We start from the raw sequence: 22,854 nt of genomic DNA on the forward strand, positions 1-22,854 counted from the left end.
AACCTCGGCATCCAAAAAGGCTGGATCAAATAACCGCAACACGCCCGGAAAAGACACACTTTTCTTTACTTAACCCGTAGATGCACACCGCGAGACCTCACCAGACAGCGGAAAAAGGCAGTGACTCCGACTTTCGCCAGAGCCACTGCCCTATTGCCTCACCCATGTCACAAGCCCGTTTCCGTAACAGTTACTTAGGCTTGCCTTGCCTATATTACTGAGCGTACAGAGAATTGCAATACCTAATTCAAGATTTTTTCGAGATTCTCTGCAGAAGGCTTTATTAGCGCCTCACTAACGCTTCTGTTCCTGGCGCAACCACCCACCCTCCACCCGACTGGTCAGCCCCTGTCCCTGCAGCTCCAGCAACAAATGTGTCGTAAGCGCCACGGCCAATCCCGCCTGCGCTGCGACTTCTCCCACCGGCGTTGGCTCCGCAGAATTCAGAGAGTCGTAGACAGCGAGCTCGTTTCGAGAAAGCTTCTGCACCGCCGACTTTTCCCACAACAATTCAAGCTGAGCATCCTCGTTCACTGTGCCAACTGACCGATACAGCGACCGCACATTATCGGCACTACACACCAGGACAGCCTCGCCACTGCGGATTAGGTCATGACAGCCAGAGGTAGTTTGCAGCGTCACCGGTCCCGGCACTGCTCCCAAGGGCTTGTTTAGCCTCACTGCCCAGTGCGCTGTGTTGCGCGCCCCTGAACGCCAGCCCGCCTCGACGATTGTGGTTGCTCGCGATAGGGCCGCTACCAGACGATTCCTAGTCAAAAACCGATGCCGCGCAGGTCGCACCCCCAGTGGATACTCCGTAATCAGCGCACCCCGCTCTGCAATCCCGTCGAAGAGTTCTGCATGCGCCCGCGGATAGTCAACCCCTACACCACCGGCTCCGACCACAACCGTAGTGCCGCCAGCGTCGAGCGCAGCTCGATGCGCCGCGGCATCAATACCCAACGCACCACCACTGATGACACTAACCCCCGCATTCGCGAACTGCCCCGCGAATTGGGCCGCCACCTGTGTCCCGTAGCTGCTGGCCATCCGCGTTCCGACAATCGCCACCGCTTCACTGACCACGTCCCGCAAGTCACGGCCACGCACCCACAGCGCAAGTGGTGGTGCATCGGCGCGGTCACGGACTTCGAGCGTCGTAAAGCAGGACAGCAGCTCCCCCGGCCACTCTGGGTGCCCCGGATAAATAAGACGCCACCCCATCGCTGCCGCCAGCTCCAAATCGTGGCCGCTCTGGTCAACGTCGGCCCGTGCCTGCGTCGTATTGAGCAGACCTTCCGGCAGCCCGGCGCGAGCCTTGATCCTCTCTGCTACCTCTACCGGCCCAAACTCCGTCACGAGCCGCACAATCTGCGGATGCGTCGCCTCTATCACACGATTCAGGTAAGCCCACGCGTGAATTTCGTCCATTTCTCCCCCTTGATAATGGTTCGGTTGTATTAGCCGCCCCCGCGGTCATGCAGCTGGCAAGCACGTTGCACGTGCTCGAAGGTAAACGCGTCTACTCCCCCGAGATCTGCGAGCGTCCACGCCACTGCGATTACTTTGTCCACTCCCCGCTGGGTAATCTCTCCGTTCCTCAACTGGAAGTCCAATAACGCCATCGCTTCTTCGTCTAAGCCCGCGTGACGACGGAGAAGCGAGCGTGGCGCACTCGCGTTGGTGACGGCTGCTTCGTCGGCAAGCCCCAGGGCCTGCCATCGGTGGCGGGCACGGTCACGTGCGGCCTGTACCCGATCGCGAACGGCCGCGGAGGGCTCATTGTGTGCTTTGTTTTTAATTCCCAGCTTGGCCCCGGCAGGACTGAGCGTGACGTTGAGATCCATGCGATCGCGTAGCGGGCCCGATAATGCGCGACCATGCTTGGCTCGCTCGGTACTAGAACAGGTGCATTCGCTGGCATACGCCGCCCCACACCGACAGGGATTGGTCGCCATGACTAGTTGTGTTCTCGCCGGAAAAGTCACTCGATGGTGCGTACGCAGGTGGACGACCACCCCGTTTTCCATCGGCATCCGCAACGCATCCAATACCGCCGGGCGCATGAGGGTGATTTCGTCCAAGAAGAGCACCCCATGGTGGGCAAGGCTAATCGCGCCGGGCTTGGGCACAGCACCGCCGCCGACTAGCGCTGCCACAGTCGCGCTGTGATGTGGAGCCACAAACGGCGGATGTTGGACAAGAGTGTCCGCAGTATCGAGCGCTCCGGCCACCGAATGCAGCGCGGTGACCTCCAGCTGCTGCCACTTCTGCAATGGCGGCAGAATTGTGGGCAAGCGCTCAGCGAGCATGGACTTCCCAGTTCCCGGAGAACCCTGCATGAACAGATTGTGCCCACCTGCTGCGGCTACCTCGAGGGCGAAGCGCGCCTCAGGTTGGCCATCGACATCGGCCAGGTCTACCGAGAAGGCTTGTTCGCTGGGGTCGTCGTTAAGCGCGGTCGTCAAACCTGAGCCGGTGAGTACCCAGCCCCATAGCTGTGTGAGGTCGGCTGCGGTGCAGACTGCGATGCCGTCGACGAGCGCGGCCTCGGCGGCGTTGGCGGCGGGGACGACAACCCAACGGGCACCGGCCTCGCGGGCGGCAAGAACTTGCGGCAGCACTCCACGCACCGGTCGAATGGAACCGTCGAGCCCAAGTTCGCCAATGAGAACCGTGTGGCGGAGACGACCTCGGGCCTCCATGTCATCGCTGGTTGCGATAAGGATGGCGCAGACGATGGCGAGGTCAAAGCTAGTGCCGTGCTTGCGGATATGCGCCGGAGACAGACTCACCACGACCTTTGTCTTCGGCCAGGGCAACTGCGAGTTAGCAACCGCCGTGCGCACGCGATGTTTGGCTTCTCCGACGGCGGCATCGCCGAGCCCACCGATATACATTCCTGGCAAGCCACGCCCAACATCGGCTTCCACCTGCACAATAGTTCCTTCAATGCCGCTGAGGCTGACTGCAAGAGCTGTACCGACAGTCATCTAGCCGTCCCACATGATCGCGTCGCTGATTGCGGGAATGTACGTAACTGCAACGACTGGAGGACCGGACGAAGGGCTGGACACTGTGACTTCTGCGCAGTCGATAACTACGGACTCTAACCAGTAGGTAGAACTCTCTGACAGCCACTGTGCCGCCGCCTTGCGCAAATGACGAAGCTTGGCTGCTGTGATGGACTCTCTGCCGTCCCCAAACTGACTACTTCGCGAGCTGCGCCGCGTTTTTACCTCCACAAAATGCAGCCTGCCGTCAACATCTTCAGCAATAAGATCGAGCTCATAGCGCCCCACCCGCTCATTCCGAGCAATAACTTCCCACCCCTGATCCTCCAACATCTCGGCGACGAAATCCTCCCCAAACGCGCCGAGCTGTCTCGTGGTTAGTTCTTCAAAGCTCTGTGTCATAGCCCCGGTCCCCCTGGTTCCCCGTTGAATTGTGCCTTGGCGGTTTACTGCCTTGGCGGTTCGGAAACACTCTTGCACAGCGGGCATGACAAAGGCCCTCCGATAAATGCTCAGAGGGCCCTAACTGTGGATAATTTTTCGACTGTGGATAACTGTTAGCAGCTAGCCATAACATGCGATGACAGGCGACGATAACCTACGGCAGTCGCAAGTCCGGCTTATCCAGTTCCTCGATATTGACATCCTTGAAAGTGATAACGCGCACGTAGCGGACAAACCGAGCCGGGCGATGGACATCCCACACCCACGCATCCGACATCCGCAGCTCGAAATAGACCTCGTTTTCGCTGTTGTGCGGAATCAGCTCCACAGCATTAGCAAGGTAGAACCTGCGCTCCGTCTCAACAACGTACGAAAACTGACTAACGACATCGCGGAACTCCTTGTACAGGGATAGTTCAACGTCGGCCTCGTAGTTTTCTAGATCTTCTGCGCTCACGACCGCGACGGCTCCTTCGAGTGTTTACATGTTGCTCTTTTTGTACATGTTGGTCTATTCGGGGTGCTCAAGATACTCCGCGTGTGCCAAGCGCACATTGCGGTATGACCACCGATGCTCCGGGGTTGCGCCATGGCGTGAAATCGCTTCCATATGCGATGACGTGCCGTAGCCCTTATGCCCCGCCAGACCATAGTCCGGATACTTCTCCGATAGGTCAACCATAATGCGGTCGCGGGTGACTTTGGCTAAGACACTCGCAGCAGCAATACATCGGCAAGCGGAATCACCACCAATCACGGGCAAATAGGGTGCCGTGAAGCCAGACACCTTGAGTGCGTCGGTAAGCACGTAGCCAGGACGCTGCCCCAACCCGGCTACCGCGCGGCGCATTCCAGTGACATTCGCGTCCTGGATGCCGAATTGGTCGATGTAGGACGCGGGAATCGTCGTCACGCAAAAAGAGGTGGCGAAGCGTTGGATGAGCGGAAAGAGCCGTTCACGTGCGGCCGGCGTGAGCTTTTTAGAATCGGTGAGCTTATCCAGCTCTGCGATAGGGCGTTCTGGAAGGCAGCAGGCGGCGATAACTATCGGGCCTGCACAGGCGCCGCGACCAGCCTCGTCGACCCCGGCTACAGGTCCAAAGCCGCGCTTTGCCAGCGCGACCTCTATCGTGCGCGACTGCTTCAGCCTCCGCAGTTTCGGCGCCGGCGGCGTGAGCAGACTGTGCTGACTAGTTGTGCTGGATGTCCGGATCATCGACGCCACCGATGCGGTTAAACGGCAGGATGATTGCCTGCACCTTGCCGACGACGTTATCCAGTGGCACAGTACCCTGCAGCTCGTCGCCCATGTGATAGCGAGAGTCCGCGGAGTTGGTGCGGTTATCACCCATGACCCACAGATGCCCCTCCGGCACTGTTACCGGCCCGAAGTACGGGCCACCACACTGCTCTGAGCCAAGATTATCCACCACCGGCTTGTCTGCTGGAGTTTTAATGAAATCCTGGTCTGTCATCTTGCCGTCAACCATGATGCCGGGATCTCCTGGGCGACACTGCACAGTCTGCCCACCCGTGGCAATCACACGCTTGACCAACGCATTTTCATCAGGGGCGACAAGGCCAATCCAGGAACCAACCGTCTGCAGCGAGTTTGCCACCGGGTTAGTAGAACGCTGTGACACGTAGTTACTATTCCAGGACTCCGGGCCATTAAAGACGACAACATCGCCGGGCTTGGGATCTGAGAACTGGTAGGAAACCTTATCCACCCAAATGCGGTCACCGGTGCACCCGACACATCCGTTGAGCGTCGGCTGCATCGACTCGGATGGAATCACGTAGACACGGCCGATAAAGGACTGCACACCAGCACTGATGAGCAGGGCAATCACGATAATGATTGGAATCTCGATGTACCACGGAGTGTGCTTTTCAGGCTCCTCGTCAAGTTTCCGGAAGCCTTTCAAGCCTTCAGTACGGTCTTCTTTTTGGCCGTCAGTCTGTTCGCGAGAATCGTCGTCGGTCATGGGAAAAGACTATACGCGATAGAAAAATCCCCACCGAGCTCAACACTCGATGGGGATTATTTTGCGCCAAAAGACTAGCGGCGCTCCTTGATGCGTGCAGCCTTACCGCGCAGGTTGCGCAGGTAGTACAGCTTCGCACGGCGAACGTCGCCCTTGAAGACAACGCGAATCTCGTCGATGTTCGGGGAGTGCACCGGGAAGGTACGCTCAACAGCGATACCGAAGGATACCTTGCGGACGGTGAAGGTCTCGCGGACGCCGCCGCCCTGACGACGGATAACGACGCCCTTGAAGACCTGAATACGCTCGGTCTTACCCTCGACGATCTTTACGTCGACCTCGACGGTGTCACCAGCGCGGAACTCCGGAATGTCGTCGCGCAGGTATGCTGCATCAACCTTGTCAAGAATGTTCATGGAAACTTATTCCTTTACTTTTTGCATAGACAGAGGACCCTGGCGGCGCTTTCCCACAGAGGGACGCTCGGCCGGTTCATGCCCGAAACAGGTAAAGCTGCCTATAAAGACAACCTGGAAATTATTACACACCCCCTGGTCAGAAACCAAACTCTTCCATGTTCGGCGGGTCTTGCGGGTCTTGGGGAGCTTCCGAGTCTTGGGGGTCTTGCGGGTTGGGAGTATCGGTGTCTTCTCCCCTGCGCGCTTCCTCGACCAGCTTCCGTGATTGCTCTATCAGCTCCTGGCGATACTCGTTATATTCTGCCAGCGCCTGCGTCATCCGCAGTCCCCGTTTGTCGAAAGTGTAGCGCCCGTGCCCGGCAAGCGGCCCGTCTTCCAGGCTCACCGCCTTTTTGCCCGTGCTTGACGACGTCCACAGTTCCACCCCATCCCGATCACGTGCAACATTCCACAGACCAGCTGTTTTCATGTTGTGGTGCCGGCGGCAGAGGCAGTGGAGGTTCGGCGTTTCTGTTGCCCCGCCCTCCTCTGGGTGCTCTTTGTCGTACGGCTCAATATGGTCAATGTCGCAGAGCTCCGCGGGTACATCACACCCCGGAAAGCGACACGTTCCGTCCCGACCTTTAACGAAGGCTCTCTGACTTTCGGTTGGGGCGTAGCCCTCCGCGGTTTCGTCGGCAAGCATACGAATATGCGTGACCTTATCAATCCACGCCTGCGTAGCTAACTGCGAGATCCAGCCAACGCCGCCAAGCCAGGCGGTGCGGGGACGCTCCTCTGTGGCAGGACAGTATAGGTTGAGTACGATTTTTGCCTCGGCGGTGCCGCGGATGAGGTGTGTCAAAGCTTCGACTCGAGTGCAGCCAGCTGAGCTGGAGATGGACTCGAGGGTGGTTTTGAATTCGAGAGCGCGGGTCTTTTCCAGCTCCATAAAAACTTCCGCGAAGTTGTCGCTCTCTTCAAAACCGATACTCTCTCCTACTATTTCGCGTTCTCCTGCAGGAAGCAGCGGATCGACATCACCCGGAAGGTTTTTGGGGCGAAGCTGAGGTTCAATTTCTTCGATAACCCGTTGCAGGAATTTATGTAGGCTGCGAACTCCCCGGAGTGCCTCGCCATGCTTTCGGGGAATGACAAAGCGGGCAATTTCTTCTTCAACAGCTGCACGCACCTCTGGATCGTGGAGCGGCGCTGTCGCGCGAGCAATGGTGATCAGATGCGCAAAGGGCAAATGAGCTCGAGCTTTAATAAAGGCACCCAGCCGGGGCATACGCGCTAACTGAATGCCGACCTCTACATACTCGAGCGCCTTACCGCGGGAAATACCCAACTCGGGTGCGATTTCAGCAATGTATGCATCCACATCAATCTCAAGCGACTTCGGCGTGCAACCGCAAGCTATACCCAGTTCCAGGCGATTGCGTTGGATACCCGCCACCGCCAACTGGTTCGTGGATGACTCGTGGAAAAACTGCGGCGCTTCAGGCAGCAGAGCCGCTTGGTAAACATCGGACGGTTGTTTGGCCGGACTATCTTTTTCAGACATTGTTCCCCCAAAGCCCCAACCCCGCTCAGTGTCGATAACCAGTGAATACCACTAGCCCAACGCCAAGAAGAGAAGCTCAAGCACTTTGTTCTTGATGCCTCCATTTTAGCACACCCATTCGATTGCGCAACCCCTTTAATAAAACTTTTTCGCTTGTACATTCGAGTGAATTGTTGAGCGTGTTATCAAATGTCACGAGGTGCATCTTCTGGCGAAACTCCGCGCACACTAAGACGGCACGCTACAACCGCTCGCTACAACGTCACGCTGATACAGCACTCCAATAACGACCGCTGCCGACCGTTGCTACAAAGCCCCCCCCCCCAACTGCTAGATTGTCTCCATGCAGCAGATTCCACGCTTTGACCCCTGGATTGTTCGAGGAACAATCATCGCCCCGTGCGTTCTGGCGATTGCACAGCTTCTGTGGGTAATTGCCATTTCCGACCGACTACCGGAGCAGTTAGCAACGCATTGGAGCGGTAGCGGCACTCCCAACGGTTTCATGCCGCCAATTCAAAGCACATTGATTATGGCCATCATCGTCATCGCATGTGCGCAGATCGGTTGGCTCGGTGCAAAGACCAGCACGCCGCTTGTCGTGCGCAAGCCAATTGCAATAACCAACCTCGCCCTCTGCGGCTTCTTAATCGGCATTGAATTCGCGATTATCATCCCGCAGATCGGCACGACGGACCCTACGACCGCCCGAATCGGCTGGATCTATGCAATAGCCGGCGTCATCATCGGCCTAGTAGCGGCCCTGCTCGTGACGCGCCGCCTCAAGGACTACTCCTCGCTTACCGACGCCACGGTCACCGAGCCGACATCGCCACAGTTGCCCCATCGAGAAGGAGCCCCGACTCCCATCGATGTCAGTGTGGCCATCTCTAAGGGGGTCAAGGTCACCCTCGCAGTCTGGTGCGTGGTGTCTGTAGCGCTCGCAGTGTTCCTGCCAAGCCTCGGCATTGTTTTTCTGCTGTGCACGCCGCTATTCCTCATTGCATATGAGACCGGCATGACACTAGATACCGCCCCAAAGACAGATTCCATCACTATTTTTAACGGTTGCGGACCATTGAAGATGAAGCACCGCATCGAGCTTCGAACCGTTAAGTACGCGGCACCGGGGAAATATAACTGGGCCGATGGTGGCGGTATTGGCCTTCGCCTCGGCAATGACGGTCGCATCAGCGTTGCGGCCCGGTCGGGCGAGGCCGTCAAGATTGAGACCTCAGGCTCCAACTACACCATCGTCGTACCGGATGGAATGGCTGCGACTGTCGCGGGAGAGATTAACAGCCGCATCGACGCTATGCGCTAACAGGCTATGCGCTAACAGATCAAGCGCTAAAAGCCCGCCCTGCGCAGCGCGTCGGCCATGGAACCGCCCTGCTTCTTGTTCTGGGAACCGCGCTTGCGCCCCTTGCCGTGACCATCACCACGACGACCACCACCACGGCCTTCTCCGCGACCGCCGTCACGCTTTGGCTTGGCATCCGAGGCGTCGTCGTCAAGCCTGAGCGATAGACCGATGCGGTTGCGTTCGACGTCAACGTCGAGAACCTTCACCTTGACCACCTCGCCCGAGCGGACGACCTCGTGCGGGTCGGAGACGAAACCGCGGGCCATGTTGGAGACGTGGACGAGGCCGTCCTGGTGGACTCCGACGTCGACGAAGGCGCCGAAGGCCGCGACGTTGGTGACGGTGCCCTCGAGAATCATGCCGGGCTGAAGATCGGAGACCTTCTCCACGCCTTCCTTGAAGGTGGCGGTGACGAACTCGGGACGCGGATCGCGGCCGGGCTTGTCCAGCTCGGTCAAGATGTCCTGGACGGTGGGCAGGCCGATACCTGCGGACTCGTCGACGAAGTCTGCAGCACGCACCTTGGACAGGACACGGGAGTTGCCGATGAGCTCCTGGACACTAACGCCGGTCGAAGCGGCGATGGCATCGACGACGCGGTAGGACTCCGGGTGCACGGCGGAGGCATCCAGCGGGTTGTTAGCGCCGTGGATGCGAAGGAAGCCGGCGCACTGCTCGAAGGCCTTCGGGCCAAGACGCGGAACCTTCAGCAGCTCCTTGCGGGAGGTGAAAGCGCCGTTTTCGTCTCGGTAAGCGACGATGTTGTCCGCAACAGTCGAGGACACGCCAGCAACGCGACCGAGCAGCGGCGCAGAGGCGGTGTTGACCTCCACGCCGACAGCGTTGACGGCATCCTCGACCACGGCATCGAGAGAGTGCTCGAGCTTGGTCTGGGAAACGTCGTGCTGGTACTGGCCGACACCGATGGACTTCGGATCGATTTTGACGAGCTCAGCAAGCGGGTCCTGCAGGCGGCGGGCAATCGATACGGCACCGCGGAGAGATACATCCATGTCCGGGAACTCGGCTGCTGCCAGGGACGATGCGGAGTAGACGGAAGCACCGGCCTCAGAAACCACCACAGGGGTCGGCTTTTTGCCGCCGGCCTGAGCGATGAGGTCAGCGATTTCGCGGGCCAGGGTTTCGGTCTCGCGGGAAGCGGTGCCGTTGCCGATGGCCATGAGCTCCACGCGGTGCGTGGCGCAGAGAGTGGCCAGTTGCTCCTTGGCGCCGGACCAGTCATTGCGCGGCTGGTGCGGGTAGACGATGGCAGTGTCGAGGACCTTGCCAGTGGAGTCGACAACGGCGCACTTCACACCATTGCGGTATCCCGGGTCCAGGCCGAGAGTGGCGCGCTGGCCAGCCGGTGCGGCCAGCAGCAGGTCACGCAGGTTACGGGCGAAGACATCCACGGCTTCGGCCTCGGCGCGCTCCTTCAGTCGAGTGCGGGCATCGAGGGCAGCGGACACCTCCAACTTGGTGCGCCAACCGAAACGAACGGCCTGGTCAATCCACTTGGAGGTACCGCCGTCGGGAAGCTCAAAGGCCTCACGGATCATGTGCTCGTAGGTCTCATCCTCACCCGCATCGATGTTGAGCGTCAGGATGCCCTCGGCCTCACCGCGCAGCACGGCCAACACGCGGTGGCTAGGCATGGTGTCCAGAGGTTCGTTGTGCTCGAAGTAGTCACGGTACTTCGCACCCGCAGTCTCCTTGCCCTCCACCACGGCAGCGGCGGCGGAACCGGAGGACCACACCTGCTCACGGACAGAGCCAACCAAATCAGCATCGGTAGCGAAGCGATCGACCAAGATGGCACGGGCACCGGTCAGAGCGTCCTTCGCATCCTTACCAGCTGCCTCGCCGTACTTAGTGGCCAGAGTCTCGGGGTCCGCGGCTGGGTCGGCCAGCAGCTCCTCCACCAGCGGTTCGTACCCGGCCTCACGTGCAATATCGGCCTTGGTCTTGCGCTTCTTCTTGTACGGCAGGTAGAGATCCTCCAACCGCGCCTTAGTGTCGCAGGCGAGGATGGCGGCCTTGAGATCGTCGTTAAGCTTTCCCTGCTCTTCAATGGCGGCGAGAATCGTTTGCTTGCGCTCTTCTAGTTCGCGCAGGTAAACGACGCGTTCCTCGATGAAACGCAGCTGTGTGTCATCGAGCCCGCCGGTTACTTCCTTGCGATAGCGGGCGATGAAAGGCACGGTGTTGCCTTCGTCGAGAAGCTTGATAGCGGCGGCGACGGCACTTTCGGCAACGTCCGCACCAGTGGCGGCGAGTTCTCGGGCAATTACTGATGAAATCACCCGGGCAACTTTACTATCGTGGAAGTACCAATTGGCGAACGCCCCACAGAAGGCTCGCAGTAAACACCGGAAAAGGAGCCCCATGAAGCAGAAACTCTGTGCCGAATACCTGCGCATTTCCGATGAGGAGGCAGCGCGGTTAGTTGAGGTCGCAGCACCTGCGGCGACCAGCGACGGCGGCACGGCGGGGCTTGTTACCGACGGCGCGGAGAAGATTATCCTGCAGCACTTCGTCGACGTTCCGGACGAAGATGCCCTGGACATCGACACGGACTGGGAGTCCCTGCTGCGCACGTTGACCGGCAATCCCATCGACGGCCAGGCACTCGGCGACCCGCTGGCGGAGGCCATCCTCGGCGCCGACCGCGTCTGCCGCAAGCCGCTGTCTGCAGTCATCCGCGCCGATCGCGTCGGCGACGTGCACCAGACGCTGGCAAGCATCGATCTTGCCGCCCGCATCACGGACAATGGTTCGCTTATCGACGAAGCCACTGCGACACAGCGGTACCGCGAACTCGTGGCCTTCTACGAGGAGACTAAGGCAGCGCGTAGCGCCGTGCTCGTGGCCATCTCCTAAGAACTAGCAGCGCAACTGCTAAGCCGATAACTCCGGCGATGAGGCCGCCGATAACATCGGTGAGCCAGTGTGCCCCGACCCACACGCGCGACAGTGCCACAGCGCCGATAAGCGCGATGATGGCCAAGTCGAGCAACTTGCGGGCTGTACGGCGCAATACGGGGATGGCAAGCTGCATCGCGGCCATACCGCTGGAAGTAACCGCTGCCACATGTGCAGAAGGAAACGCCGCATCGTGCAGGTTGACCAGTGAGAACTCCTCACCCGGTCGGTCGCGGCCCAAAAACCACTTCATGGCATAAGTCACCGCAATCGACGAACCGAATGACGCCGGCAGTAGCAACGCCCACGCACGGAAGCGGAACCACAGGAGTGCCGTAGCAACAAGCGTGACCGGCGCGATGTAAATCGGCCGGATAATCTCGCTCAAAGCCAGCATCAAACTATCGACGCGGCCATCCCGCGCCCCATGCAGGTCACTGACCCAGCCCGCAAACGACTGATCCACGCTCCCCGCCAGCTGCGTCTGAGTGAACCACGCCAGTGCACCTAGGACAGCTAACCAACCAATGACATGCCGGGGTCGCGCAATTCGAACACGTGCCACTAGCAGTTCTCCTCGGTTACTTCCCCAATGACTCCTTGGATTATTTCCCGGTCACGGGCGCTGAGGTCGACGTCGGCAAGCAAATCGGGACGACGTTCGGCCGTGCGGATTAGTGACTGGTCGCGCCGCCAACGGTCCACCAGCGCGTGATTGCCGCTGAGGAGAACGTCCGGCACGGCCAGTCCACGCCACTCGCGCGGCTTGGTGTAAGACGGCCCTTCGAGCAGACCGTCAGAGAAAGAGTCCTCCTCGTGGCTTTTTCGATTGCCCAACACACCCGGGATCAACCTCACGACGGACTCCGCAATCACCAGTACCGCCACTTCCCCGCCGATCAGCACATAATCCCCAATAGATACCTCACGCACGCGGTAACGATTAGCGGCATCATCAATAACTCGCTGGTCAATGCCCTCGTAGCGCCCGCACGCGAACACAATGTGCTCCTCGTGTGAGAACTCCTGCGCCATCTGCTGCGTAAACGGCTCGCCCGCCGGGGTCGGGACGATCAGCAGGGGCTTCGCTGAATCTTCTTCGCTTAACGACGGCACTTCCGCTGCAGCATAGGAAGATTCCTCGGCCAAACCCAATTTCTGATCATGGCGGACATTGTCCAAATGTGGCACCGCGGACGTGAGCGACTGCTCCGCTTTCAGCGCCGCTACCTCGTCGAGGGCGGGACCCCAGACATCCGGCTTCATAACCATGCCGGGGCCACCGCCGTAGGGCGAGTCATCCACAGCCTGGTGTACACCTGGCGCCCAGTCGCGCAGGTTGTGTACGCCGACACTCAAAATGCCCTGCTCAATTGCCTTGCCCAGCAGCGCATGACGCAGTGGCTCGAGGTACTCCGGGAAGATTGTGACTACATCGAGACGTAAGCTCACAGCTCCAACAGTCCTTCCGGCGGGGTGATGGTGACAGTAGAATTCTCAAGGTCAACTTCCGGAACGATGTCCTCTACCAGAGGGATGAGTACCTCCCGGGCCCCGTCGTCAAGCGTGACTTCAAGGAGACGATGAGCGGGCGCGCGGACGATAGAAGTGACCTCGCCTATATCGGTGCCGTTATGGACTACGCGCAGGCCTTCAAGTTCAAAGTCATAAAAGTCCCCGTCTTCGAAGACGGGCTCGGCATAAAACTGCATGCCCCGATGGCGCTCGGCCTCATTGCGGCCCGGAATCTCCTCGAAGCGAACCAGCAAACGCCCCTGGTGCGGGCGTGCCGTTTTCACAGTCAGCTGTTCCTCACGGCCGGCCTGTACACCCAACAGCGTGGTCCCGACTGCGAAACGCCCTTCCGGGTCATCCGTTGTCGCATCGACGACGACTTCCCCGCGCACACCGTGGGGCTTGATCACTCGGCCAATAAGCACCATGTCAGCTACCGACACGCGCACACTCCCTCTCTTATAAAGGCTCTGTAAAACACCCCGCGTAAAGCAAAAAGGCGCCACCCAACACTTCGTCTTGAAGTATAAGGTAGCGCCCGGATTAGCTAAGCGGCGTACTCAGCGTCCTTATTACTCGGCGTCCTCGGAAGCCTCGGACTCAGCAGCCTCAGCCTCGGCAGCCTTTGCGGCCTCCTCAGCTTCCTTAGCAGCCTTAGCTGCTTCCTTGGCCTCGCGGCGCTTAGCGGTGATGGCCTCAGCGGACGGGCCATTGTTGGCCTCTTCCAGAGCCTTGTTGAACAGCTCGAGCTTGGTCGGCTTCGGCTCAGCAACCTTCAGAGTGCCCTCTGCACCCTCGAGGCCCTTGAACTTCTGCCAGTCGCCGGTGACCTTCAGCAGAGCCAGAACCGGCTCGGTCGGCTGTGCACCGACGCCCAGCCAGTACTGAACGCGCTCGGAGTCAATCTTGATGATCGACGGCTCTTCCTTCGGCTGGTAGATGCCCAGGTTCTCAATGACCGCACCGTTGCGACGGGTACGAGCATCAGCAACGACAACGCGGTACTGAGCGGTACGAATCTTACCCAGGCGCTGCAGCTTAATCTTGACTGCCATGAGGAGTTCCTCTTTCTTCTATGTCACTGGACAATACTTATGCATCCGAGCTCACGAGTAATTACTAACGAAGTGCCTCGGACCGGTTTTGCCCTTGGGATATTTACACTGCGCGTGACCACCGGGCGGCCGTGGCCGGATCCGATGAATTCGCAGTCGTGCCTCAGTTGAGGATTCTCATTGAGACAACTCGAGGTATGTTACCAGCAGTTTTTGGAAATTAACAAAACTGCGCACTCGAAACGCTGCATACCCACTAAAGCTGAACGTCGTTGACAGTGCGGTAACGTAACATTCTATGAAAACCACCGGCACCCAATATAGGTATGACTTGGACGGACTACGGGGCATTTCGATTGCCCTCGTAGTCCTTTTCCACGTTTACGTCGGCCGCGTTTCCGGTGGTGTGGACGTATTCCTCTTGCTCTCCGGGTTTTTCTTCTTCGGCGCGCAGTACCGCAATGCCATCAATCCCCGGCAGTCCATCAATCCATGGTGGAGCATCTGGCGCACGCTGCGTCGCCTAATCCCGACACTGGTGCTGGTCCTCTTCGCGACAACCCTGTTTGTCATTTACTTCATTCCATCGCTTCGCACCATCGACATTGCCCAGCAACTCCGCGCCAGCCTGCTCTACTACCAAAATTATGAACTGGCACTCCAGGGCTCGGACTACGCTGCCGCAGAGAGCGAAACTTCCCCACTGCAGCACCTGTGGTCAATGTCGGTACAGGGCCAGTTTTATCTCGGCTCCATTTTGCTCATCTCCCTACTCGCCTGGATGACGCGCTCACCCCAGATTGTCGGCGCGGTTACCTCACCGGTGGAGGCGAAGCGCACCGACGCTACCGGCGGTAAACTCCGCCGAATCCTCACCCCTTTGCTGGCAGTTATCACTCTCGGCTCGCTTGCCTATGCCTTCTATATGCACTCCGAAAACCAGGGCTGGAACTACTACTCCACTGTCAGCCGCCTCTGGGAGCTCTGCCTCGGCGCACTACTCGGACTGATTCTTGTCCGGGGCTCCATCCCCATGCCCAAGCCACTTCGAGTGCTGTTAGCCAGCATCGGCCTCGCACTGGTAGTCTCCACCGGTTTCATCTTCGACGGCGCCGCACAGTTCCCAGGCCCTTGGACCCTATGGCCCCTCGGTGGTGCTGCGCTGATTATTATCGCCGGCCCTGAGGCGGGCTGGATCTCCAAGTTCCTGGCCAGCCGCCCAATGCGCGAAGTAGGCCAGAGCGCCTACGCGCTCTACCTGTGGCACTGGCCTCTTCTCATCCTGGCCATAAACTACCTCAACCGCGATACTCCGGGGCTGAAGCTTGGCACCGCAGTGATCGTCGTTTCCTTTATTTTGGCCAAACTCACCAACAAGTATGTCGAGCTGCCGCTGGCTCAATCGACTCGCCGACCGACCCGGACTCAGCCCGTCGTCGGCGATGCAATCCACGCAATGAAGCATCGTCGCCCGGCTCGTCGTCTAGCGGTAGTCGGCACTGTTGTCGTCATTGCGTTGGTCGGCATGTCCAGCCTTGTCAACGTGCAACAGGTGCGCGTCGATCGCGCCTCCGCCACCAGCCTAGATCCAGAGGTCTATCCAGGTGCACTCGCGCTTACCGACGGGTACGAGGTCCCCAAGGCAGCCACAAAGCCGAATTCCGATTTCATCACGGACCTTTGGCCGGAACCTGCCCTCGATGGCTGCCTTGCGACAGGCGGTGAGGACGTCGGATACTTCCCGCCGAATCGCCGTTGGCGCGATGAGACCCAGCCGTGTGTCTACGGTGATCCAGATGCTAGTGACTCGATTGTCATCGTCGGCGGCTCGCACATGGAACATTGGTTTGCCCCGATTGATGCCTACGGCAAAAACAACGGGTACCGAGTGGTGGTTCTTCTCCGACAAGGCTGTCCAGCGACCTTAGAACCGATCCACGGAGTCGGCGATATCTGCGTGGCCTGGACTTTCGAGGCTCTGCAGAAAATTGACGAGATTCAGCCAGAGATGGTTTTCACCACTTCAACCAGACCCCTGTTCCAGGCGGACCCACCGCAGCCCGGCGACTACACACCGGATGGTTACGTTTCGTTTTTCGCTGCTCTGCAAGAACGCGGAATTGATTTCTTCGCCATCCGCGATAACCCATGGGCGCTACGGGAGGACTTGGACCAATTCTCCCCCAGTGTATGCGAAGAAGCGGAAGAAGACTGCACTATCCACCGCAAAACTGCCCTAAATGCAGAAAATCCCGCTGAGGAGATTCTTGCGAACTTCCCCAACGGGCACAGTCTAGATTTCTCCGACATCTTCTGCGGTCCGACCACCTGCCGTAAAGTTATTGGCAATATCTACGTCTACCGCGACAGCAATCACATCACCGATGAACTAGCGGCCACTTTCAGTCCTGAAATGGACCGCCAGATTCAGAAGGCTCTGCGGGACTAGCTACTTCTAGTCCCCGCTACTTCTTGCCCTGTCCGAAGTCGAGATTGTTGAGGTCAAAGTCCTCCATACCTTCTGGCAGCTGATTACCCATCTGCTTCTGCAGCTTCTGCAGTTCAGCCATGCTAGGCATACCCGGCATGCCCTGCATACCTGGCATTCCAGGCATACCGGGCATTCCGCCACCGCGCATTGCCTTCGGCGGCGTTGGACCACGGTTAGCGCCCTTGCGCTTATTCTTGCCCTTGCCCTTTCGACCACGCTTGGCCTTGCGGTTCGATGGGCGACCACCGCCCATACCAAATCGGCCGGCCATCTGCGCCATCATCTTCCGCGCCTCATTGAAACGCTCGATGAGCTGGTTAACCTCTGAAACGGACACACCGGAACCGTTGGCGATACGACGACGTCGTGAAGCATTCAGAATCTTCGGATTCTCGCGCTCTTCCGGAGTCATACCGCGGATAATCGCCTCGATGCGGTCAAGCTGCTTTTCGTCGACCATCTCGGCGGCCTTGGACATTTCCGCGCCGCCGGGGAGCATCTTGAGGATGTTGCCGATTGGGCCCATCTTGCGGACCATCATCATCTGCTCGAGGAAGTCCTCAAGAGTCAGTTCGCCGGAACCAATCTTCTGGGCGGACTTGGCAGCCTGCTCATGATCGATTTCCTTGGAAGCGACCTCAACCAACGTCTTTAGGTCACCCATCCCCAGGATGCGGCTGGCCATACGGTCTGGGTGGAAGACGTCAAAGTCCTCCAACTTCTCGCCCGTGGAGGCGAACAGAATCGGCTTACCGGTGACCTCACGGATAGACAGTGCAGCGCCACCGCGCGCGTCGCCATCGAGCTTGGTCAGTACAACGCCGGTGAAGTCAACGCCGTCTCGGAAGGCCTTGGCGGTCTCTACCGCGTCCTGACCAATCATGGAGTCGATGACAAACAGAACTTCATGCGGGTTGATGGCATCGCGAATGTCGCGGGCCTGCTTCATCAGAACCTCATCGATACCCAGGCGACCTGCGGTATCGATAATCACCACATCGTGGCGATGCTGGCGAGCATAAGCGAGGCCACGGAACGCGGCGTCAACTGGATTGTCCTCGCTGGTGCCCATTTCATGGGTGGAATCGAGGCTGGTGCCCGGGAACGGTGCGAAGCACGGCACGCCTGCACGCTCAGCGACAATTTCCAGCTGCTGCACCGCGCCCGGACGCTGCAGGTCACAGGCGACGAGGACCGGGGTGTGCCCCTGATCCGTGAGGTACCTGGCCAATTTACCGGCCAAGGTGGTCTTACCAGCGCCCTGCAGACCGGCCAGCATGATAACCGTTGGTGGCTGCTTCGACATATTCAGCCGTCGAGTCTCGCCACCGAGGATGCTAATCAGTTCCTCATTGACGACCTCAATAATCTGGTTTGCCGGGTTGACAGTCTGGCTGCCAATAATTTCGTTAGCGCGTTCCTTGATGCGCTTGATGAAGGTACGGACAACCTCGAGGGAGACATCGGCTTCCAGAAGAGCCAGCCGAATCTCGCGGGCGGTGGCGTTAATATCCGCCTCAGTCAGGCGGCCCTTCCCGCCCAGCCCCCGCAGGGCACCCGTCAAACGATCGGAAAGAGACTCAAACAAGTTTCCAGCTCCCCTTTTGCCTTGTTTTTTCTTAACTGTTCTACCGTACCCGCTGGATACTCCATTTGGCACATATCTACAGCTTCGCCTATCGACAACGATTGCAGCCCACCCACCCTAAATGCCCCGATTCGGGTGTAACCAATAGGAAGTAAGAAATAGCAATAGGATGAAGCTCTTTTGTACTCAAGGACGTTAGATTACTGTTCGTTATTTTAACGTGACAATTAAACGAGCCTCCAGATATGAATGCCCTACTGCATAAAGAACGTTTATCCAACCCAGTTACCACCAGCTAGGTAACAGAAAGATAACGCCAGTGGCTAGCTTTTGCTAAGGCCACCCTTAGTAAGAACCTCCCCCGGAATGGTGTAAGCCAAATAGCAAACCGGCGGCATTGCAGCAGGTCAAAGCACGCCACTGCGCACCTGATGTTATTCCTATAACTACCTCCAATACCGTTCATATATCAACCAGTTTATGGTTAATCATGAACCTAGTTAACCGCAGTTGGCCTGGTTTTATTTTCCGCCGTGCACGATGAGGGATGAACGGCGAAATCATATTCATTGGTCTCTGACCGTTTGACTCCTTGAGAGGTTTTCATGAAGAAGTTCACCACGGCTATCGCCGCCGCTGCCTTCTCCGCCAGCATGATTGCAAGCGCAGGCACCGCTACTGCACAGATTCCGGACTCAATGCCGACCGAGTGCCCCGCCGGCCAGCACTTTGAGAACGTCGGAGGCACTTTCCAGTGCGTCGCAGACCAGCCTGAGCAGGATTCCACTGACGGAATTCCGGCCCCAATGCCGGACAAGTGCCCAGACGGCCAGCACTTTGAGAACGTCGGCGGAACCTTCCAGTGCGTCGCGGACCAGGAAGCTCCTAAGCCCGAAACACCGGGCGACAATGAGTCCCAGCCGGGCGACCCCGGAAACCCAGGCATTTCTGATAAGCAGTGCCCGGAGGGCGAGCACTTCGACATGAGCAAGCCAGTTCCAGGCAACCCGAATGTCTTCGGTGTCTGCGTCAAGGACGAGGCGAAGCCGGACACTGACAAGCCAGGCACGGACAAGCCGGACACCGAGAAGCCAGGCAAGGACGGCAAGGACGGTAAGCCGGGCAAGGACGGCAAGGACGGTAAGGACGGTAAGCCAGGCAAGGACGGTAAGCCGGGTAAGGACGGCAAGGACGGCAAGGACGGTAAGCCAGGCAAGGACGGCAAGGATGTCAAGGTAAACGTTGACATCAAGATCTCTGCTGAGTGCAAGAACGAAAACAAGTGCACGAAGGAAGAGAAGAAGGCCAAGGAAAAGGCTGAGAAGAAGGCTTCCGAGTCCAAGAAGACGACCTCTTCCGAGAATGTAAAGAAGGTTTCGGACTCCAAGAAGTCTGAGCACAATACCTCGGAGTCCAAGAAGGCTTCTTCGACTCAGAACACTGGCCTGGCAGCCACTGGCGTTGACGCCACCACCCTGGGTGGAGCCGCTCTGGTTCTCCTGGTCGGCGGTGTCGCCGCTACCCGCATCGCCCGCAAGAACCGCTAAGAAGCTTAGGGTTCTACCCCGCTAACGAAACATAAAATGCTCCTGATGCCAATTCAGCATCGGGAGCATTTTTGTGCGTCACACCTCCGAAAAGTCATAACGTCTAGAGCTCGAAGCATAAAACCCACAGGTACCGATTTTTTTACCAAACCTCTACGCTCCCACCCGCCTCTCGCCACCCCGACACGATCAGATGCCAAGCTTCGCTAGCGAAGACAGAAAAGCCTCCCCGCCGAGTGAACAGTGACGAGTTCTAAAGATGCTCCAACCACAACGGGTGTACACACTCAGCGTTGTAAATATAAGTTCCCGCTTTCCCTTACTGGGACTTGGACGAGTCAACAATTTCGATTTACCCCCTCCCCAAGCTCACGTCACCAAAGGCTGTAATTAGTTATTAGAATCAAAAGTGTGAACAGTGTTCCCCCCCCCTTAAGCCCGTTGATTACAGGGCTTTCCTATAGACATTGTGAGGTCTCCAAATGAAGAAGCTCTCTTCGACCATGGTGGCCGCTGCCTCTTCAGCCGGCATGCTCATCGGCGTTGGCGCTGCCACCGCACAGATTCCTGACCCCGCCCCGTCGGAATGCCCCGCCGGTCAACACTTTGAAAATGTTGGCGGTACTTTCCAGTGTGTAGATGACGCTGCAAATCCGGATCCAGGAGGTTCATCTAACGATGGCATCCCACCGGGCGTTGAGGACACCCAGACCTGTCCCGACGGTTCCCCGCGTGACATGAGCAAGATTGACCCGGCAACCGGGGCTTACGGTGCTTGTGGCACTTCAGATGATTCCGGCCCAACTCCGGAGCCTGATGAAGATGCCCCAGAAAATGACGGAATTCCGCCGGGAGTCGACGACACCGCAACGTGCCCCGACGGTTCCCCGCGTGATATGAGCAAGATTGACCCGGCAACCGGAGTCTACGGCTACTGTCCGACCTCCGATGACGAAACTCCGGGCGACGACGAGAACCCAGGCGACGAACAGCCTGGGGACGACGAGAAGCCCGGGGAGGAAAAACCAGGCGACAAGCCCGACAACCCTAAGAATGACGGTAAGAAAACCGGGACCAAGAACACTGGGCTAGCAGTCACTGGTGTTCAGGCGACTGCCCTCGGCGGTGCCGCTCTTGCACTCTTGGTCGGTGGCGTGGCAGCTACCCGCCTCGCACGCAAGAATTCTAAGGATTCCTAGCACAACTCTCCGCTAGATTCCTAGCACCTCAACATTAAAGGCCCCGGAGCCCCGCGTATCCTCTACAGAAATCTACGCGGTGGCTCCGAGGCCTTTATTTTTGCCGGGGGCAACGGGGGACGCTGTACTCACCAATCGATGGAAAATTCACTCATCGATGTTAGTTACTATTTGCGGCCGCCGAGCAGTGCGTCTACGAAGCTCTCCGGCTCAAACGGCGCCAGGTGGTCAGCACCTTCACCAAGGCCAACCAACTTCACCGGCACACCGAGCTCGTTTTGCACCTGGAATACAATGCCGCCCTTCGCGGTACCGTCCAGCTTGGTCAGGGCAACGCCGGTGATGTCTACTACATCCCGGAACGTACGAGCTTGCAGTAGACCATTTTGGCCAACCGTCGCGTCCAAAACCAGGATGACTTCGTCAACCTGAGCCTTCTTCTCCACCACGCGCTTAATCTTGTCCAGTTGGTCCATCAGACCGACCTTGGTGTGCAGGCGGCCGGCGGTGTCGATGAGCACCACATCAGCGCCGGACTCGATACCGTGAGCAACTGCCTCAAATGCAATAGAAGCAGGATCGGCGCCTTCAGCGCCGCGAACGGTCTCCGCGCCAACGCGTCGCCCCCAGGTCTCCAGCTGGTCGGCTGCAGCAGCACGGAAGGTATCCGCTGCGCCGAGAACAACACGGTGGCCACCGGCGACCAGTACACGAGCCAGCTTGCCCGTCGTCGTGGTCTTACCTGTGCCGTTGACACCGACTACCAGAATCACTGCGGGCTTGCCCTCGTGCGGAAGTGCGCGGATGGAGCGGTCCATCTCAGGCTTGCACTCCTCAATCAACACCTCACGCAGCAGGGCGCGCACTTGCTCTTCCGTGCTCACCTTCTGGCTGGCAATACGCTCGCGCAGCTTATCGACGACACGCTGCGTCGCAGCCGCACCGAGGTCAGCCATAACCAGGATGTCTTCAACCTCTTCCCACGCGTCCTCATCAAGGTCACCCGCGCCCAAGATGCCGAGCACAGACTGGCCAATTGCATTCTGCGACCGTGACAGACGACCGCGCAGGCGGCCCAGACGTCCCTCAGCCGGGTCGATGGAGTCAATCTGCTGTTCTGCTTCTGGCTCTGGCGTCGGCTCCGGCGCAGCTTCCGGCTCCGGCTCTGGCGTCGGTTCTGGTTCGGGAGTCGGCTCCGGCTCCAGCTCCGGTTCAGGAGCAGGAACTACCTCTACCTCAGGCTCTGCTTCGGGCTCTGGTTGTGGTTCCGGCTCGGGCTCTGATTCCTCTTCCCCGGCCGTTGGCAAATCGATTGGGATTTCCCGCATTACGCGGTCATAATCCCCCTCCATTTCGGTGGGGTTATCCGGAATAACCAGTCGACCTTCTGGTTTCAGCAGTGAACCGTCCGGCTGATCGGCAGGTATATCAGCCTGCTTTTCCTCTGGCTCCGGGGCCTGCTTTTCAATCGGCTTTTCCGCCGGTTTCGGCATCGGTTTTTCAACCGGCTGCTTCTCGCGGGTATCAGTCCCACCACCGGCCGGAGCGAAGTTAAAACCACTAGTGGCCTGGTAATTTCCAGACTTCTCCTGCTGGGTGAGTTCCTTAGTATCTTCCTTCGCAAAGGAAATGCGCTGGTTCTTCCTGCGGACATAGCCCACAACAAAGAGCAGCGCGATAATAACGACAATCGCGACGACAAGGAGTATCCACTGAGTTGGAGTCATAACTCTCATTATGCAGTATCAACGACTCTTCCT

Annotated in this window: 20 protein-coding genes; 5 read left to right on the forward strand and 15 right to left on the reverse strand. The window is 58.5% G+C overall.

The window, feature by feature from the left end; translation table 11 throughout:
- Window positions 1-294: 294 nt before the first annotated feature.
- The 8 genes from dprA to QP978_RS09260 form a co-directional block, all read right to left on the reverse strand.
- On the reverse strand, window positions 295-1,431 hold the full coding sequence (gene dprA / locus QP978_RS09225) for a DNA-processing protein DprA (RefSeq protein WP_049189671.1): 1,137 nt from the start codon (window positions 1,429-1,431) through the stop codon (window positions 295-297).
- Window positions 1,432-1,460: 29 nt separating this feature from the next.
- Complete coding sequence (locus QP978_RS09230; RefSeq protein WP_284857098.1) at window positions 1,461-2,993, reverse strand: YifB family Mg chelatase-like AAA ATPase; 1,533 nt, start codon at window positions 2,991-2,993, stop codon at window positions 1,461-1,463.
- Window positions 2,994-3,416 (reverse strand): YraN family protein, encoded by a 423-nt coding sequence (locus tag QP978_RS09235; protein WP_284857099.1) that lies wholly within the window; start codon window positions 3,414-3,416, stop codon window positions 2,994-2,996.
- 196 nt (window positions 3,417-3,612) lie between these two features.
- On the reverse strand, window positions 3,613-3,915 hold the full coding sequence (locus QP978_RS09240) for a DUF2469 domain-containing protein (protein ID WP_005509529.1): 303 nt from the start codon (window positions 3,913-3,915) through the stop codon (window positions 3,613-3,615).
- Between the two features lie 54 nt (window positions 3,916-3,969).
- A complete protein-coding gene (locus tag QP978_RS09245) occupies window positions 3,970-4,674 on the reverse strand; it encodes a ribonuclease HII (RefSeq protein ID WP_224783775.1) in 705 nt (234 codons plus the stop codon).
- On the reverse strand, window positions 4,649-5,446 hold the full coding sequence (gene lepB / locus QP978_RS09250; RefSeq protein ID WP_048735525.1) for a signal peptidase I: 798 nt from the start codon (window positions 5,444-5,446) through the stop codon (window positions 4,649-4,651). Before lepB ends, QP978_RS09245 begins: the two co-directional genes overlap by 26 nt.
- A gap of 74 nt (window positions 5,447-5,520) precedes the next feature.
- Window positions 5,521-5,862 (reverse strand): 50S ribosomal protein L19, encoded by a 342-nt coding sequence (gene rplS, locus QP978_RS09255; RefSeq protein WP_048761860.1) that lies wholly within the window; start codon window positions 5,860-5,862, stop codon window positions 5,521-5,523.
- 139 nt (window positions 5,863-6,001) lie between these two features.
- Window positions 6,002-7,411, reverse strand: coding sequence for an HNH endonuclease signature motif containing protein (locus QP978_RS09260; protein WP_049170763.1), 1,410 nt, complete (start codon window positions 7,409-7,411; stop codon window positions 6,002-6,004).
- 343 nt (window positions 7,412-7,754) lie between these two features.
- Between QP978_RS09260 and QP978_RS09265 the strand changes: the two genes are divergently transcribed.
- On the forward strand, window positions 7,755-8,735 hold the full coding sequence (locus tag QP978_RS09265) for a DUF1648 domain-containing protein (protein ID WP_150961174.1): 981 nt from the start codon (window positions 7,755-7,757) through the stop codon (window positions 8,733-8,735).
- A gap of 26 nt (window positions 8,736-8,761) precedes the next feature.
- Here QP978_RS09265 and QP978_RS09270 read toward each other — a convergent pair whose 3' ends face one another.
- Window positions 8,762-11,080 carry a Tex family protein gene (locus QP978_RS09270; protein ID WP_284857100.1) on the reverse strand — a complete coding sequence of 773 codons (2,319 nt, stop codon included), beginning with the start codon at window positions 11,078-11,080 and terminating at the stop codon, window positions 8,762-8,764.
- An 82-nt stretch (window positions 11,081-11,162) separates the two neighbouring features.
- Here QP978_RS09270 and QP978_RS09275 point away from each other — a divergent pair, with 82 nt between their 5' ends.
- Window positions 11,163-11,657, forward strand: coding sequence for a DUF1877 family protein (locus QP978_RS09275; protein WP_049171521.1), 495 nt, complete (start codon window positions 11,163-11,165; stop codon window positions 11,655-11,657).
- Here the strand turns inward: QP978_RS09275 and QP978_RS09280 are convergent.
- The 4 genes from QP978_RS09280 to rpsP form a co-directional block, all read right to left on the reverse strand.
- Window positions 11,617-12,264, reverse strand: coding sequence for a phosphatase PAP2 family protein (locus tag QP978_RS09280; protein WP_284857101.1), 648 nt, complete (start codon window positions 12,262-12,264; stop codon window positions 11,617-11,619). The two genes, QP978_RS09275 and QP978_RS09280, sit on opposite strands and share 41 nt — an antisense overlap.
- Complete coding sequence (gene trmD / locus QP978_RS09285) at window positions 12,264-13,151, reverse strand: tRNA (guanosine(37)-N1)-methyltransferase TrmD (protein WP_069358773.1); 888 nt, start codon at window positions 13,149-13,151, stop codon at window positions 12,264-12,266. The genes QP978_RS09280 and trmD overlap by 1 nt, the downstream gene beginning before the upstream one ends.
- Window positions 13,148-13,642, reverse strand: a complete 495-nt coding sequence (rimM, locus tag QP978_RS09290; protein WP_070601594.1) for a ribosome maturation factor RimM — start codon at window positions 13,640-13,642, stop codon at window positions 13,148-13,150. Before rimM ends, trmD begins: the two co-directional genes overlap by 4 nt.
- A 144-nt stretch (window positions 13,643-13,786) precedes the next feature.
- Window positions 13,787-14,269, reverse strand: coding sequence for a 30S ribosomal protein S16 (rpsP, locus tag QP978_RS09295; protein WP_038628648.1), 483 nt, complete (start codon window positions 14,267-14,269; stop codon window positions 13,787-13,789).
- A gap of 298 nt (window positions 14,270-14,567) precedes the next feature.
- Between rpsP and QP978_RS09300 the strand changes: the two genes are divergently transcribed.
- On the forward strand, window positions 14,568-16,718 hold the full coding sequence (locus QP978_RS09300) for an acyltransferase family protein (protein WP_070706144.1): 2,151 nt from the start codon (window positions 14,568-14,570) through the stop codon (window positions 16,716-16,718).
- A 16-nt stretch (window positions 16,719-16,734) separates the two neighbouring features.
- Here the strand turns inward: QP978_RS09300 and ffh are convergent, their stop codons facing one another.
- Window positions 16,735-18,348 carry a signal recognition particle protein gene (ffh, locus tag QP978_RS09305; RefSeq protein ID WP_284857102.1) on the reverse strand — a complete coding sequence of 538 codons (1,614 nt, stop codon included), beginning with the start codon at window positions 18,346-18,348 and terminating at the stop codon, window positions 16,735-16,737.
- 605 nt (window positions 18,349-18,953) lie between these two features.
- On the opposite strand from ffh, the gene QP978_RS09310 reads away from it, so the two are divergent.
- Both QP978_RS09310 and QP978_RS09315 read left to right on the forward strand, forming a co-directional pair.
- Window positions 18,954-19,895 (forward strand): hypothetical protein, encoded by a 942-nt coding sequence (locus QP978_RS09310; protein WP_284857103.1) that lies wholly within the window; start codon window positions 18,954-18,956, stop codon window positions 19,893-19,895.
- 482 nt (window positions 19,896-20,377) lie between these two features.
- Window positions 20,378-21,094 carry an intestinal mucin gene (locus QP978_RS09315; RefSeq protein ID WP_076773670.1) on the forward strand — a complete coding sequence of 239 codons (717 nt, stop codon included), beginning with the start codon at window positions 20,378-20,380 and terminating at the stop codon, window positions 21,092-21,094.
- 167 nt (window positions 21,095-21,261) lie between these two features.
- Here the strand turns inward: QP978_RS09315 and ftsY are convergent, their stop codons facing one another.
- Window positions 21,262-22,821: a signal recognition particle-docking protein FtsY gene (ftsY, locus tag QP978_RS09320; protein ID WP_049171536.1), complete on the reverse strand. Its 1,560-nt coding sequence runs from the start codon at window positions 22,819-22,821 to the stop codon at window positions 21,262-21,264.
- Window positions 22,822-22,854 lie beyond the last annotated feature (33 nt).

This window comes from Corynebacterium sp. MSK035, from assembly GCF_030232615.1.
GTDB lineage: Bacteria > Actinomycetota > Actinomycetes > Mycobacteriales > Mycobacteriaceae > Corynebacterium > Corynebacterium jeikeium_D.